Here is a 15915-nt window from a genome sequence, read left to right as displayed (position 1 = left end):
GCTCTATCCAATATTCAACTAGTGAGTCCTTATCTATTAAGGAATCAACATAAATCGCATCATCAAGTAGTTCATCTAATAACCTTCTTGCAACATCTTTTAGATTAGCTGAACTTTTATAAATTATGCTATAATCATCAATCATTACATAACCTTGTTCATCTAACTCATTACACCAATTTATAACATGACCTATTGATAACTCTTCTAATCCATTACCCTTTAGATTTTGGTACATAGAAATTATCCTGTCATCAACTTCATTTTCTCCAACTTCTTTTGCTATCTTTACTGACATACTCCAATCATTTAGGAATTCTTCTTTTAACTCTTCATTGCTTATACTGTTTATTAATTTTTCTACACTACTTATTTCTTCTGTTGTTATGCTCTTATATTTATCTAATACCTTCTTAATTTCTCTTATTATATATTGCTGAATTATTGAAGAAACTTCTTCATTAACTGCAATGAATACATTATCTTTGTTAGACATTTATACTACCTCTTTCTATACTTTTATTTAAATGTAAAAAGTCTTAATCACTATACTTGTAGTAATTAAGACTTTTAGATTTTATTTATTTCTTGTTTTAACATTTCAATGAATCCTTCCGAAAATACTTTCTCTCTTATTGACTCTTTTATTAACTCTATTAGTTCTAGCTCTGTTACATCAAGACTTCTTGGAATGTATGTCTCATCACCTCTTCTAGTTGCCTTGTAGACACAGAATCTTACTTCATCTCTCTTTAGTTCTTTGATGTAAATTTTCTCTATTGAGTATGTGTATCCTCCTTCTCCAACTTTTCCTTGGCTTTTTATCTTACAGTATTTAGTTTCCTTGATTATCTTTTCTTCGCTCTTCTTACTCACATTAATTCAACCTCCTTATCTTATTCTAGTAGGAACTTAGAAAGTTCTTCAGTACATACTACTACTATTGCATAATCACTTGAAATCAAAAATAGTGAAGAAGTCCAATTAACACCTTCACTACATTCAATTATATCAGTATATTCTGGTATTAAACCTTGTAACTTGTCTTTTTTCAGTATTTCGATATCTACGATATTTTCTGCTATAACTACATATCCACCTAAGTCAGATTCTACATCTCTATTATCTCCATAGTTTTCATCTAGTGCAGTTATTGTTACTTTTATGCTTTCAATTACTTCTATGGGTATATTAATTACTTCTAGTAATTGATTTTCCTTATAACTATTCTTCATCATTAATCCTCCCTAAAATATAAAAACTTCTATATGTAACCTAATTACACATAGAAGTTTCTTGTAAGTAATATCTTCATTCAATATATTATTCTTAACTATAATATATATTTTAGATTTATTTCGTAATAAAATTAATATATTTTTTTATTTTACCCATTCTTTATATATCTTGTCCATTTATTTTAGTATGATTTTTCTTAATAAAATAAATATTAAGAATTTATCAATATCTTTTTCATCTCTTTCATATATATATAATTACTTAAGATAGCTTGCATACTATTTTCTAATTCATTATATTCAAAATCACTTAACCATTCTGGTTTCATTTGTTCAATTTTTGCCTTTGACAATATTTCTATACTATCCTTATCTTTTATGTCTAAATTGCAAAATTCATGAGCCATTTTATTTCTTGTATTTATCAATTTAATACAACAATCATAGAATGAAAATTCCATCATTGGTCTCTGAATTGATTTAACGCTTTTATTGAAACTCTCTATCACTTTCTCTTTTCTCTCTAATTTTATAATTTGATTCATAGTTAAGCGATTTAATAATTTAGAATTATCATACCTATTAGTCTCCTTAACTAAAGAATAAGTATCATAATCAATATATGTATTCATACTTCCAACTCCACCTAAATAAAAATATACTCTATTTTTATACTCCTCATTCAGCGCCGTAAAATTTGAAATAAACTCTTTTTTTACTATATTTTCAAACTCAATATATTCACGTAAATAATTATATATAATAAGTGCTTCTATATAACTATTTTTCTTATTGTACATAATTTTTTCACTCTTCTAATATATTAGATATAAGTTCTATTCTCAAATTTACTTTGCTTGTTGTTGATGGAGATTTCTCTAATGTTTTCTTTATTTCTTCACTATCAGCTATATCTTTTATTTTACTCCAAAATTTTTCTGGTATTTTCATAGCAAATGGAATGCATGAGTCGACCATGTACTGTGAATAAGTATTTTGCTTAAAATATTCTAATAACTTAATAGTATTTTCGATTATATCATTTACTTTATCCTTTTCTATTTTTATTGATTTTTTCTGAATATTATATAAAACATCATTTATCATTTCTCTAGGACGTGAATTATATCCTTCAACAACTTTACTTTCTAAATTTGTATTCAAATAATATGCTATACTTCTATAAAATCTTCCATAATCCTCATATCTTTTTATATCATTTGGAGAAAAAATTTCTTTATACTTATCAGTTTTAACATTAGAATTTACATAATCATCTATAATTTTTAATGTTGATGATCTATATATTGCCTTACGTATTTCATTTACTTTTAGTTTCTCTGCTCCCTTATTAAGTCTTGAAAATATATCATATTTTGTAAACTCAGGAGAATTAGCCGTTATTACATATATATCTAAAACAGATGATAACATTTCATTTGTTAGTTCTACATATAAATCCTTAATATCACTAAATTTTTTATTTCCAAACCAATCACTATAATATTCTAAAGCTTTTGAATCTAATAGAAGTTCATTCTTTACAAAACTATCAATAGTTGATAATCTTTGTTTTCCATCAACGACTTCATAAGTAGTTCCATCAAGTATGTCTTCACCTGGAATCTCTACCACATATATAGGTGGAACTACTATTCCCATAAATAAAGATTCAATAAAAGCAGTTTGCTTTTTCTTATCCCAAATAACCCTTCTCTGATATTCTGGACTTAACTGCAGTTTACCACTTTTTATTTTTTGATATATTTCTAATATTGACCATGTTTGTTTTGCAATTTTAGTTTGATTCAATAACTTTCTTTTTTCATCAAAATTTTCACTATTTCCCTCTTCATCTACTATCTCAGCATTTTCTGCAAATTGTGAATCATCCTCTAATGTATACTCTTCCTTTCTATTTAAATCACACACTTTTCGCATCCCCTTTCTTTATCAAAATTTAAGTACTTACTTAAATACTTCATTTTCTAAAATATACTTTCTAAATATTTCATTTCCTTAATCATTATTTTATCAGCTCTATATCTAATCTCAACTGTTTCTTTTAAATTTTTATTTATATTCTTAAATTTATCTATAGCTTCATTTGTAACAGGAACTGGTATTGTAATATTCGCCAATTGTTCTCTCCTAATTCTACAATGAGATGATGATGTTCCTGAAGTTAGATTCTCAATCTGAACCATAACACTTTTAGTCCTTAATAAAAAACTTAATGTGTATATATCCATATCTTTTTTAGGTCTCATTATCTCAAATTCTTGAGAACAACTCAATTCATATTTACTATTCGGAATTATTGCTATTCTTTGTATTCTTGGATTTATTTTAGAAAATATTATATCTCCTGGTTCGCACATCCTCCCTTTTGATAATGGTTTATATTTTTCTACTTCTCTAAAATCTATTGTACAATCAGAATTTACATGTAAAACACTTACATGTTTAATTTTTGAATCAACTTTACAAAGTTTTCTTTTACTAGTAACAAAATCAACCACTTCTGAAAGTTTTTTTATTTCAAATCCATCAAGTTTAATGTTTTTTATCGAATTAATATACTCAAATCTATCGGCAGAATAAAAACCTGCTTTTAATACATTATCTATTAATTGATCTTTTGATACTGTAGTAACTGATGGATTAACTGAAATAATACCTTCAGATATATTTTCTGAATTTATAATACTCTTCGCTATTATAGGCATCTTATTAATACCTTTTGATATCTTAACTGGTACTCCAATTCTTTCTTTAACTATATATCCTATCTCATCACAATTAGCCATAAATATACTGTCTCTATTATTATCACTTTTTTTCCTTAAATATAATATAGATGTTTTAGTACGAGTACCAGCTTGAGCAAATGTTACATCCGGTAGTTCTATTATGCATCTAACATCTGTATATTTTAATATTGAATTACGATATATTTCATTTAATCCTTTTGCTGAAAAAAAACTATCTGGTAAAACTATAGCTAAATATCCATAATCATTTAACATATTTATACATTTATCAAGCATAAGCAATTCTGATGAAACTATAGTTGTTGATAAATTTAACTCCTTTAATATAGGATAATCATCAATCTCTAACTTATCAGTCGTATATTCAGCTCCAAAAGGAGGGTTTGTAAATATTAAATCTACATTTCCCTTATAGTCAGATAACTTGCTACTTCCAACTATACTATTTCCATTTAATATATTAGACATATTGCCTCCTAAAAGAAGCATATTTATCTTTGACAGTCTAACCATTCTATCAACTTTATCTTGTCCTATAACCCCATTTTCTCTAAATTTAGACACTATTGTTTCTCTATCTGATGGTTCTAAACATTGTTTCTCAATAAATCTCGTAAAATAATTTGAACACTCTATAAGTAATGTTCCAACTCCACATGATGGATCCATAACAGTAAAATTTCTTATTCTTTCTTTTGTTAAATACCCATCTTTTTCCATATCATTGAAAATAATTTCCACCACTGGTGCTACAATCTCATATGGAGTCATATATTGTGCATCCTCTTTATTATTCCTAAAATTTTCTCTAACAAAATGTCCAAAACACTCATTTACCAAATCAAAATCTTCATATTTCGAATTTTTTAAAAGATTTATAAAATCTATCTTTTCAATTTCTCTAATAAGTTTTTCAGCAAACTCATTTTCTGTTGGTTGAATATTTAATGATATATTAGCACCAAATATATTGGTATTATCATTATTGTAAAACATAGACATTTTAGCTTCTTCTTCAAATATGTATCTTAATGCTTTTGCTAAATCCTCCTCATTCTCAAATAACTCATATGCTTTACTCTTTACATAAGCTAGATTAAACTTGCATCCCTTTTTAGCCAGTGAAAAATTTATACAAATTAACTTAATTATCTCATCTAATTTTACATTAGAATCATCTATTCTTCCATAACTATGAAAATCTTCTCTTAGATTTAACAATATTTTATAAAATATGCTATAGCTAAAAGTAATACTCATTCAATAACCTTCTTTCTATTAACTTTTATGGTTTATATATAATAAAAATATATTCCATATCATTATACAGTATTTAAATATTAACCAAAATAAAAATAAATTTTTATTTTCCTTAAATACTACAAATCCAATTTTAGTAAAAACCTCACTTATTTATGGTACGGTTCATTCTTCATTATTCTAAAAGCTCTATAAACTTGCTCCAATAACATTACTCTAAACAATTGATGTGGAAAAGTCATCTTAGAAAAGCAAACCTTATAATTAGACCTTTTAATTACATCTTGAGATAACCCTAAACTACCACCTATAACAAAAGTTATGTTAGAGTTACCCATAACCCCTTGAGTCTCAATAAATTTAGAGAACTCCTCTGAGGTCATTTGCTTAGCATTTAAATCCATTGCTACAACAAACATATTATCCTTTATCTTAGATAAAATAAGTTGTCCTTCCTTATCTTTAATCTGTAACTCTTCCTTCTCTGATGCATTATCAGGTGTCTTTTCATCAGGTAATTCTATAATATCAATTTTACAATACCTTGTTAATCTTTTAGAATACTCATCAATTGCTTGTTTTAAATACTTTTCTTTTAATTTGCCTACAGATATAACTGTTATGTTCATTACTTTTCCTCCTAAGTTATCAATACTTTTTATAAACTTAACTTTTAATATTAATTCTTCTATTTCAAACCTTATAACTATCAACGTCAATTATAGTAGTATCTTCTGCTATATAAGTATTTTTAGGAATCAATACTCTTAAAATATCATTCTTAAAAACAGCTTTTATATTTTGTGCATCGGCATTTTCTACATAATAGTCCTCTTCTATATCGTCACCAGATTGTATTACTGCCATTGCTATATTTTTATTATTAGTATATACCATATTTCTCTTTACCTTAAGAGTTATATAATTATTATCATATTCCAAATCAATATTCTCCTTTTTAACTCCAGGAAGATAACACTCTAATGTATATGCTCTTTTATGCTCTTTAAAATTAATATTAATTGAAGTCATGCTATCTATTTCACTGATTAAATTATTCATAAAATCACTATTTACGAATCTATCAACTATCTGATCTATAACTTCAAAATTACTAGATACAGCATTTAACGTAGTTGAAAATATATATGGAAATATATTAAACATATAATCCTCCACTCTAATACTTATAACTACTTATAATTTATTTATAAACTTTACTATTTGACACTCTATTAATTATATTTTTAATTAATCAGCAAAAAAAGAGCCTTGAAATCAAAGCTCTTTTAATTTAAAATTATTTTCCACAACACTTCTTGTATTTTTTACCGCTTCCACAAGGACAAGCATCATTTCTACCAACCTTGTTTTCGTTTCTTACACTACAAGATTCTCTGTATGCTTTTTGAATTTCTTTTCTCTTTTCTGGTGAGAATATTGCATCCCATTGTGGTAACATGTATAAGTATTCAGCCTTAGCTTCTAACATATTGAAATATAATTTTTCTAAGTTTATATCTAATACTAATTCATCAGTAGCTGTTAAAGCTTCTAAATCATAAGAATTATTTAAGCTATCATTGATTCCATCAACGAATCCCATTGTAAATTCTTCAGAAGTTTCATATTTCTTTGCAAGATCAGCAATAGTAGTTTTTACAGATTCTTTACTATTAGCTAATAAATCTCTATATATAGCAGTTTCTATTTTAGTGTATTCATTCCAGAAAGCTGCTTCTCCCTTTGTCTTAACATATTCTACGACCATATCTGTCCATTGTTTATATAAACTCATATCCATTTCTCCTCTTTCATATCTTAAGGTTATATAAAAATTATACTAAATATTATGTACACTTTTCAATATATATTATTATATCATTTTTACTTCATATTTAGCTTGATTATTGCAATAACTACACTTTTTTTCCGTAACTTCATTTATTACAGGAAAAGTTTCTTTTTCATTTATAACTTCATCCATTGCTTCGTCTATATGTTCTTCACATGCATATATAAATTCCATACCAATCATCCTCGATTCTTTAAAATTAAATTCTCTATAGAGTTATAATTTCACTAGGATTATGCCTATTAGCCATACTTAAAAATACATCTGACCCTACTTCAATATTATTAGCAGTTAATATATCTTTTACTGTTAACTCTGCAAGATCTGGAGTATTATTAGTATTACTTAAATGACCTAATATAATATTCTTTCTTAAGTCATTTTTTAATATCTTAACAATAGCCTCTCCACAATCTTCATTAGATAAATGTCCGTAACTTTCCTTAATTCTTTGCTTCAAACTATATGGATAAGGACCCATATCTAACATTTGTGGATTATAGTTACTCTCTATTAAAATAACTTCAGAATCTTTTATACTATCTTCAATTTCTTTAGTAAATGTTCCAAAATCAGTTGCAACACTTGCCATTTTTCCATCTAAATTAATAGTATATCCAACTGGAGCTGCAGCATCATGTGGAATAATAAAAGATTTTATATCAATATCTTTTATAGACACAACAGTTCTTCTATCCATTACCTTTATATTATGATCTTTTATCTTTCCAATAGTACTTTCCATTGCAACCCAAGTATCATGGGGCGCATATATAGGAATATCGTATTTTCTTGATAAAACTCCTACACCTTTAATGTGATCTATATGTTCATGTGTTATAAAAATTCCATCTATCTCACTTGGATTTTGCCCAATGTGTTTTAATGCTTCATCTATTTTCTTTCCAGGTAATCCAGCATCTATTAATATCTTAGCCTTTTCAGATCCTACAAAAATACTATTTCCACTACTCCCACTATATAATGAGCAAAATTTCATTTAATATTCCTCCAAGTTTATTTTACTACTCTTCTTATATCTGCTCCTAATGCTCTAAACTTATCTTCAATATGAGGATATCCTCTATCAATATGCTCGATTTCAGATATTTCAGTTTCTCCATTAGCAACTAATCCTGCTATAACCATTGCTGCACCAGCTCTTAAATCTGTAGCTGTTACTTTTGCACCATTTAATGATTTAACACCATCTATTATAGCTGTTCTACCCTCAACTTTAATTTCTGCACCCATCTTCTTCAATTCATCCGTGTGCTTATGTCTATTTTCCCATATACTTTCAGCTATTAAGCTTCTTCCTTCTGTGATACTTAGTAAAGTTGACATAGGTTGTTGTACATCTGTTGGGAATCCTGGATACGGTGCTGTTTTTACACTTACACCTTTTAATGGCTTATCAACAGTTACTCTTACGCTATCGTCGCCTTCTTCAACTATTGCTCCCATTTCAATAAGCTTTGCTGAAATTGACTCTAAGTGCTTTGGAATTACATTTTTTACAGTTATATCTCCTTTTGTAGCTGCAGCAGCTATCATAAATGTTCCTGCTTCTATTTGATCAGGTATAACACTATAATTACATCCAATTAAATTCTTAACACCTTTAACTCTTATAACATCTGTACCAGCACCTTTTACATCTGCTCCCATAGTGTTTAAGAAGTTAGCAACGTCAACTACATGAGGCTCCTTTGCTACATTTTCTAATACAGTTGTTCCTTCAGCCATAGTTGCTGCAATCATAACATTGATTGTTGCACCTACAGAAACTACATCAAAGAATATATTAGCTGCATGTAACTCTTCTGCTTCAACGCTTACAGCGCCATGCTCTATTGTTACTTTAGCTCCTAAAGCTTCAAATCCCTTTATATGTTGATCTATAGGTCTTACCCCTATAGGACATCCACCAGGTAATTCAACTCTAGCTTTCTTAAATCTAGTTAGTAAAGCACCAATGAAATAATATGATGCTCTCATTCTTCTTACATCTTCAGTACAAGCATTTACAGTTGTTATATCTGAAGCATCTATTTCTAAAGTATTATTATTTAATTTACTTACTCTACAACCTAAACTAGTTAGTATTCTTTCTAGGCAATGTACATCTTCTATATCAGGTATATTATCAATAATACATTTACCCTCAGCAGCTAAAATCGCTGCTGGCAAAATAGCAACAGCTGCATTCTTTGCTCCGTTTATTTCTACAGAACCTTGCAATACTTTGCCTCCATTAATAATTAATGTTTCCATCCTATTCACCCTTATCCAATTTTATATATATTAATCTATCCTATTAATATAAAAATTATCCAATTTTTGCTTCATAAGGTAAATTTTCTTTTCGCCTTACAAATTTTTGGTCAACACTATTGATTATATCATAAAGTATGTATGTGTTAATAGCGTTTTTTTCTTCCAAAACCCCTTATTTTTTAACTTTACCATAAGATATTGCTTAAATATACAAATTGTCAATTCAAGCTTATGTGTGATATAATTTAATATAAACACATTATACAAAATTTAACTTGTGAGGTTATAACATGAAATATTATTTGGTAGCATTATTTGATGATGTATCTTATAAAAATTTAAGTCCAATTCAAAGAAGTTTATCTAAAAAGTATAGAGCAAATAGAAATTCTCCAATTCCTTATATTCCTTTAGAGGTAATAGAGAATCCTAATATAGATAAACTTAATACTGTTATTGATAAGATTTTAAAACCATATAAAAACTTTAAAGTAGAGCTGTCATCAACTGTAACTCTTTGCGACTCAAATAAAACTCTCAACTTAAAAATCGAAAAAATTGGATATATCAAAAAATTAGATAGATTAATTAATGATAATCTTAAACTACATGGCTTTAATGTAAAAAGTGATAATACTGATCTTCATCTTTCTCTAGCTAATATTAACTACATTAATAGAGATAATAAAAAGCTTGATACAGAAATTGAATATAAACCTAGTATTTCAACTTTAAAAGTTAATAGATTAGAACTTTGGAAAATATCCAATAATAGAAGAGAAACATTGATTCAAACATATCCATTAAAAACAATTTGATAATTTTTTATATTAAAGGGACACTATCTTGCTAGTTGCTCTTTTTTTATTTTTAAGTTTATTAATAATAATTTTTCAACTTTATTTTTTTGTATTCGTTTACCCCACTTTTCAATATTTAATTATTTCTGTAAAATATATTATATTAATCCTAGTAGACGGGGAGGACACTTATGAATATTTTACCAATTGTGGAATTACAAAAAGAAAGAAGACATGAGGTTTTAATTAATCAAAATCTCTCACAATATAAGCTTTGGGCGAGAAAGCATCTTGAATTACAAGTTAAATTAAGCTCATTAGCAGAAGAAACTAAGTGTTATAAATACTGGATAGACGACGGCTTAAGTTTAAACAAAGAAACTATATTTATTAAATATACAGATTTTATTGCACATATAATTAATTTAGGTATTGATAAGCATTATATTAATAGTTATGAAGTGGTGCTTAGACCTAACGATTATTGCTTAAGCGATCAATTTTTAAACTTATTTATTGATATAAACGACTTAATAATATCACCTTCTAATGATCACTTTTTCACTCTCCTTGAAGATGCATTAAGTTTAGGTATTACTTTAGGTTATTCAGAAGAAGAAATTTTTAACTCATTTATATATTAATAAAAAAAGCATTAAGATGACTCATAACAACATCTAATGCTTTTTTTATTAATATTTTTTTAAGTTGAAGTTTTAATTTATATTATATTAACAAAAAACTCCTAATTCATATATTATAGTAATGTGAATAATTTTAGGAGTTTTTTATGTTTTCTTCAACTAAAAAACTAGATCCTAATCTTAAAAGTCTTTTAGCATCTAGTAGTATTAAAGAATATAGAATTTTAATAAAATATAGAAATTTTCCAGATTCAATTTCAAAAAAAATAAACTCCTATCGGGGTACAGTTATAAGAAAAATTGAATCATGTAATATAATATGTGCTCAAGTAAAATCTAAATCAATAGAACTATTATTAGAATATCCAGAAGTAAACTATATTGGTTTAGATCAATACCTTTCATTATGTGGTATGAGTATTCCTGCTGCTAACAAAGTTAGGCTTTCAAATAAACTTTCTATATACGGCCGTGGCATTGGTGTTGGTGTAGTTGATTCTGGTGTATATCCTCATGGAGATTTAACTTATCCCCTTAATAGAATAAGTACATTTGTTGATTTAGTTAATGAACTTCCTTATCCTTATGATGATAATGGACATGGAACGTGTACATGTGGAATAATTGCAGGTAATGGAGCTGCTTCAAATAAAATATATACTGGTGTTGCACCAGAAGCTAACATTCATTGTTTCAAGGCATTTGACAAATTAGGAAAAGGTTATGTTTCAGATGTTTTATTTTCATTAGAAGAATTAATTAACATTAGTGAAAAATATAATATTAAAGTTATATGTTTACCTTTTGAAACTCTTTATTATAATAAATTTATTTTTACACAATTTGATATTTTATTAAAAAAAGCACGACTTAATTCTATAGTTTGTGTACTTCCTAGTGGTAGCAACAAAAATATAGATGGGTCTATTACAGGAATTGCATTAAGCTCTAATTGCATTACTATTTCAGGTATAGATACTACTTCATCTGAAATAAAATCTTACTTATATTCATCTTGTGGTGCAATAAAAAAAGATAAGAAACCTGATTTCTGTGCCGCATGTGTTGATGTAGTATCATTAAATTCTAATACATCTTATATATCATATAAAAACAATACCAAAATGCATGCACCCAAGTTAGATACATCATATAAAAGTTTTACTGGTACATCTGTATCTGCTGCATATGTATCTGGTCTATGTGCTCTTTTATTTGAGGAACATCCTAACTTTACATTTGATGATATTTTATCATTATTAAAAGTAGCTTCAATACCATTAGATATTCCTAAAAATCAACAAGGTGAAGGTAAAATAGATATAAATAAAATTTTAAAGCAATAAAAGAAACACCATCAGCGGTGTTTCTTTTATTGCTTTATATATTTAATCGGATCTACTGGTTTATTATCAACTCTAAGTTCAAAATGTAAATGTGGCCCTGTACTATTTCCAGTACTTCCAACGGCACCTATAATATCATCTTTTTTTACAATATCACCAACATTAACATATATCTCATTTAAATGTGCATAATAAGTTTTCATATTATTGGGATGTTCTATTACTATTAAGTTACCATATCCACCATTATTATATCCCGCACTAATTACCTTACCATCTAAGGATGCATTTACACTTTCACCTAAATTTTTAGCTATATCTATACCCTTATGAACTGATTTTGCCCTAACTTCTCCGAAATAAGAACTTAAATATCCACCATTAGTTGGATTAGATAAAAACGCTACTCCTTCATCATAAGGATTCTTAGTACCCACCTTTACTACAGTATTAACAGCTGGTTTAACAACTTTCTTACTCACTACTTTCTCCTCATTTTTATTTAATCCATCATAAATTATTTCTTTGTTGATTAAGCTAATACCACTTACCCCTTGAACAGTTTTATTTTCCCCAATATATAAATCACTACACTCTTCTGTTACTGTTTCTGGTTCAATAACTTCTGATTCTGTTAAATCTATTTTAAAATCTAATCCTAATAAATTTTCATTTATTACATAAGAATCATATACCTCTTTTGCTACTTCACCACTTAAATTTAAACTTGATATTCTACTTTTTTCTATATCTGAATTAATTGTTCCCATAACCTGTATTGCTGTAATATTATTAACATCAATTCCTAATTCATTTACATAAGAATTGCATATCTCCTCTAACATTGAGTACTTATCTTCAATTAAAGATGTAAGTCCAACAGTATTATCTACTAACCTTATTGAATTACCTTTTAAGTTAATAGTAAAAATATTATTGGTATTATAATTAAATACATCGACTGTATTTAATTTATTATCAATGTTTTCATCTGAAACTAAATTTTCTACGCTATTTTCATTATTTGCTTTATCCTTTAAAATTAATTCATTTTCTTCTAAGATATTTGTATTGAAATTTGCATAAACGTTATTGTCAGGTACCATAAAAATTAAAGTCATAAACATAAATACTGAAACTTTTTTTAATATTTTCAACCCTACACTTATGTTATTCTGCCCATTCACGTCCATTCTTTTATTTTCCTCCTAGCTCTATTTTTTTAAACACATCAATTAATTTACCCCATTTTATCGATATTATACATATTTATTATTTAATTGTTATGTTGAGGCTTCAGAAAGCCTTTGCTATAATTAATTTACATGTATAGCATTAAACAACTTTTCTAATACTTAAAGTTGTTTACGTTAGGTAACTTCGATTTACTAAATAAAGATTTAGAATCTAACTTAAGAAAGGTCGAAAAATAATATGAGCACTTTTATGCTAAAAAATAATTCATTAAACTTTACTCCAGTAAGCAATGTATTTATTGAAAAATATATGCCAAAAGCTCGTGGAGAATTTATTAAAGTTTATTTACTAATGCTTAAATATAACAATTCTGGAGAGATGGGCGCAAGTTCTTCAATTTTGGCATCCTCTCTAAACTTACTTGAATCTGATATATTAAACGCCTTAAATTATTGGAATGATGAAGGTGTATTAAAACTTATTCCAATAGATAAAATGGGGAACTATAATATAGAGTTTGTAAACTTAGTAGAAGACTCAAATCCTAAAAATAAAGAAGTAAATTTATTGGAAGCATTAAATAAAACCTCTACTAAGGATATGCTTAATGATATTGAAAGATTATTAGGTAGGCCTCTATCCCCTAAAGAAATGACAACTTATTTAGGCTGGCAAGAAGATTTTAATTTTTCTTCTGAATTAATACTAATTTTACTTGAATATTGTGTTTCAAAAGGTAAAAGCGATTATAGGTATATAGAAAAAGTAGCTATTGCTTGGCACAATATGAATATTACAACTATTGATGATGCACAAAACTATATAAAGAAAACTGAAGATAAATGGGTTAAAATTCGTCATGTATTAAAATATTTAGGAATTAAAAATCCTGATTTAATGAAACCTCAAGAAGAAATGTTGGAAAAGTGGATTATTGATTATGCATTTCCTCTAGAAGTAATAGAAAAAGCCTGTAATATCTGTTTTCAACGTTTAAATAGATCTGACTTTAAATATATAGACGGTATTTTATCTAGTTGGAATAAAAGTAATTTAAAAACACTTGATGCTATAGAGAAAAAGGAAGCTAGCTATAAGAATAATAAATCAAATCGAAACTTTGCTTCTAAACAACAAGAAGTTAATCCACTTAAATTTAATAACTTTGAAGCTCGTGAATATGATTATGACTCATTAGAAAAGAAATTGTTAGGATGGGATAAAGATGATTAAAGGATATCAAGCAGAGCTTATGGATATGTACGAAAAAACTCGTACAGAAGAAAGCCGTAAACTAACTCAAAGACGTGAAGAAATAAAAAGTAAATACCCAGAAATATTAGAAATAGATACTACAATACAAAAACTTTGTTTAAACTTATCTATGGCTGCTTTAAAGGGAATTAATGATCCTAAAGAATTAGATAATATTAAGGATGAAATTACCGATTTAAGGGCAAAGAAATATGAAATGCTAGTATCTCATGGATATAGTCCTGAATATTTGAATTTACATTATAATTGTCCAAAATGTAAAGATACAGGTTTTATAGGAATTGAAAAATGCTCTTGTTTTAAATCAAAATTAATTAAACTTTATTATAAAGATTCCGAATTAGAGGAAGCTGTTAAAAATAATAATTTTAAAAACTTTAATATAAACTTATACCCAAATCATAAATTAAATGATGAAAGATATACTCCAAGAAAAAATATTGAAGATATTTTAGAATACATAACTGGAGAGTATCTTCCTACATTTAAAAACAGTAATACTAATCTTTTATTTTATGGTAACTCAGGAACAGGGAAAACATTTTTATCTTGGTGTATTTCAAAAGAATTATTAGATAGGGGCTTTTTAGTTGTTTATAAAACAGCAGACGATCTTTTAAGGGCACTAAGAGATATAAAATTTAATAATGATACTGATTTAGAAAATTTACTTATTAACTGTGATTTATTAATAATAGATGATTTAGGTTCAGAGCAAATAACAGACTTTTCATCCTCTGAATTATTTACATTAATAAATAAAAAAATATTAAAAAATAAAAAAATGATTATTTCTACTAATCTTACATTACCACTTATCTCAAAAAGATATAGTGAAAGAATCTCTTCAAGAATAATTGGTGATTTTAAATTATTTAAATTTTTCGCTGAAGATATTAGAATACAACTTAATTTAAAAAGACAAAGATAATTAATTTACTTATAAAAAAAGTCAGTGTAAACCGACTTTTTTTATATTCCATTATATTTTTATAAAATAAAAAAACTCCACTTTTGTGGAGTTTTTGGAGCTTTCTGTGGGACTCGAACCCACAACCTGCTGATTACAAGTCAGCTGCTCTGCCAATTGAGCCAAGAAAGCAAATAAAGTGGCGACTCAGAAGGGGCTCGAACCCTCGACCTCCGGCGTGACAGGCCGGCACTCTAACCAACTGAGCTACTGAGCCATATGATGGTGGAAACAACAGGGATCGAACCTGTGACCCTCTGCTTGTAAGGCAGATGC

The 15915-nt window shown here is 27.1% G+C and carries 18 protein-coding genes and 2 tRNA genes; 5 read left to right on the top strand and 15 right to left on the bottom strand.

The annotated features are described in order from the left end of the window. From Q0Y03_RS13440 to Q0Y03_RS13385, 12 genes are all read right to left on the bottom strand, one after another. On the bottom strand, nt 1–496 hold a 496-nt coding region (locus Q0Y03_RS13440), incomplete at its 3' end, for a hypothetical protein (protein WP_297714322.1). Between the two features lie 74 nt (nt 497–570). Next, nucleotides 571–876 (bottom strand): hypothetical protein, encoded by a 306-nt coding sequence (locus Q0Y03_RS13435; protein ID WP_297714321.1) that lies wholly within the window; start codon nt 874–876, stop codon nt 571–573. A 20-nt stretch (nt 877–896) separates the two neighbouring features. Then, a complete protein-coding gene (locus Q0Y03_RS13430; RefSeq protein ID WP_297714323.1) occupies nt 897–1235 on the bottom strand; it encodes a hypothetical protein in 339 nt (112 codons plus the stop codon). A 215-nt stretch (nt 1236–1450) separates the two neighbouring features. Continuing rightward, nucleotides 1451–2038 carry a hypothetical protein gene (locus tag Q0Y03_RS13425; protein ID WP_297714320.1) on the bottom strand — a complete coding sequence of 196 codons (588 nt, stop codon included), beginning with the start codon at nt 2036–2038 and terminating at the stop codon, nt 1451–1453. Nucleotides 2039–2045: 7 nt separating this feature from the next. Then, nucleotides 2046–3170, bottom strand: coding sequence for a DUF262 domain-containing protein (locus tag Q0Y03_RS13420; RefSeq protein ID WP_297714319.1), 1125 nt, complete (start codon nt 3168–3170; stop codon nt 2046–2048). Nucleotides 3171–3226: 56 nt separating this feature from the next. Then, a complete protein-coding gene (locus tag Q0Y03_RS13415; protein WP_297714318.1) occupies nt 3227–5272 on the bottom strand; it encodes an N-6 DNA methylase in 2046 nt (681 codons plus the stop codon). Nucleotides 5273–5421: 149 nt separating this feature from the next. Further along, entirely contained in the window at nt 5422–5901 is a 480-nt protein-coding gene (rlmH, locus tag Q0Y03_RS13410) for a 23S rRNA (pseudouridine(1915)-N(3))-methyltransferase RlmH (RefSeq protein ID WP_297714317.1), read from the bottom strand. A gap of 64 nt (nt 5902–5965) precedes the next feature. Then, nucleotides 5966–6439, bottom strand: coding sequence for an Hsp20 family protein (locus tag Q0Y03_RS13405; protein ID WP_297714316.1), 474 nt, complete (start codon nt 6437–6439; stop codon nt 5966–5968). Between the two features lie 133 nt (nt 6440–6572). Further along, complete coding sequence (locus Q0Y03_RS13400) at nt 6573–7070, bottom strand: SEC-C metal-binding domain-containing protein (RefSeq protein WP_294139987.1); 498 nt, start codon at nt 7068–7070, stop codon at nt 6573–6575. 78 nt (nt 7071–7148) lie between these two features. Then, the gene (locus tag Q0Y03_RS13395) at nt 7149–7301 is read right to left on the bottom strand and encodes a CxxH/CxxC protein (RefSeq protein ID WP_297714315.1); all 153 of its coding nucleotides are present in this window, start codon (nt 7299–7301) and stop codon (nt 7149–7151) included. Nucleotides 7302–7335: 34 nt separating this feature from the next. Next, the gene (locus Q0Y03_RS13390) at nt 7336–8127 is read right to left on the bottom strand and encodes an MBL fold metallo-hydrolase (protein WP_297714314.1); all 792 of its coding nucleotides are present in this window, start codon (nt 8125–8127) and stop codon (nt 7336–7338) included. 17 nt (nt 8128–8144) lie between these two features. Next, on the bottom strand, nt 8145–9404 hold the full coding sequence (locus tag Q0Y03_RS13385) for a UDP-N-acetylglucosamine 1-carboxyvinyltransferase (protein WP_297714313.1): 1260 nt from the start codon (nt 9402–9404) through the stop codon (nt 8145–8147). A 293-nt stretch (nt 9405–9697) separates the two neighbouring features. On the opposite strand from Q0Y03_RS13385, the gene Q0Y03_RS13380 reads away from it, so the two are divergent. From Q0Y03_RS13380 to Q0Y03_RS13370, 3 genes are all read left to right on the top strand, one after another. Continuing rightward, on the top strand, nt 9698–10225 hold the full coding sequence (locus tag Q0Y03_RS13380) for a hypothetical protein (protein WP_297714310.1): 528 nt from the start codon (nt 9698–9700) through the stop codon (nt 10223–10225). Nucleotides 10226–10398: 173 nt separating this feature from the next. Continuing rightward, nucleotides 10399–10851, top strand: coding sequence for a dUTP diphosphatase (locus Q0Y03_RS13375; RefSeq protein WP_297714308.1), 453 nt, complete (start codon nt 10399–10401; stop codon nt 10849–10851). A 146-nt stretch (nt 10852–10997) separates the two neighbouring features. Next, a complete protein-coding gene (locus tag Q0Y03_RS13370; protein ID WP_297714307.1) occupies nt 10998–12197 on the top strand; it encodes a S8 family serine peptidase in 1200 nt (399 codons plus the stop codon). A gap of 26 nt (nt 12198–12223) precedes the next feature. Here the strand turns inward: Q0Y03_RS13370 and Q0Y03_RS13365 are convergent, their stop codons facing one another. Then, nucleotides 12224–13390, bottom strand: a complete 1167-nt coding sequence (locus Q0Y03_RS13365) for a M23 family metallopeptidase (protein WP_297714306.1) — start codon at nt 13388–13390, stop codon at nt 12224–12226. A 241-nt stretch (nt 13391–13631) separates the two neighbouring features. On the opposite strand from Q0Y03_RS13365, the gene Q0Y03_RS13360 reads away from it, so the two are divergent. Both Q0Y03_RS13360 and Q0Y03_RS13355 read left to right on the top strand, forming a co-directional pair. Continuing rightward, entirely contained in the window at nt 13632–14627 is a 996-nt protein-coding gene (locus Q0Y03_RS13360; protein ID WP_297714305.1) for a DnaD domain protein, read from the top strand. After that, on the top strand, nt 14620–15600 hold the full coding sequence (locus Q0Y03_RS13355; RefSeq protein WP_297714304.1) for an ATP-binding protein: 981 nt from the start codon (nt 14620–14622) through the stop codon (nt 15598–15600). The genes Q0Y03_RS13360 and Q0Y03_RS13355 overlap by 8 nt, the downstream gene beginning before the upstream one ends. A 95-nt stretch (nt 15601–15695) precedes the next feature. Here the strand turns inward: Q0Y03_RS13355 and Q0Y03_RS13350 are convergent. Both Q0Y03_RS13350 and Q0Y03_RS13345 read right to left on the bottom strand, forming a co-directional pair. Then, a tRNA-Thr gene (locus Q0Y03_RS13350) sits at nt 15696–15771 on the bottom strand. A gap of 8 nt (nt 15772–15779) precedes the next feature. Next, a tRNA-Asp gene (locus tag Q0Y03_RS13345) sits at nt 15780–15856 on the bottom strand. Nucleotides 15857–15915: the final 59 nt, after the last annotated feature.

This window comes from Clostridium sp. (genome assembly GCF_026168755.1).
Taxonomy (GTDB): Bacteria; Bacillota; Clostridia; order Clostridiales; family Clostridiaceae; genus Clostridium.
This window is presented reverse-complemented; position numbering and strand designations above follow the sequence as displayed.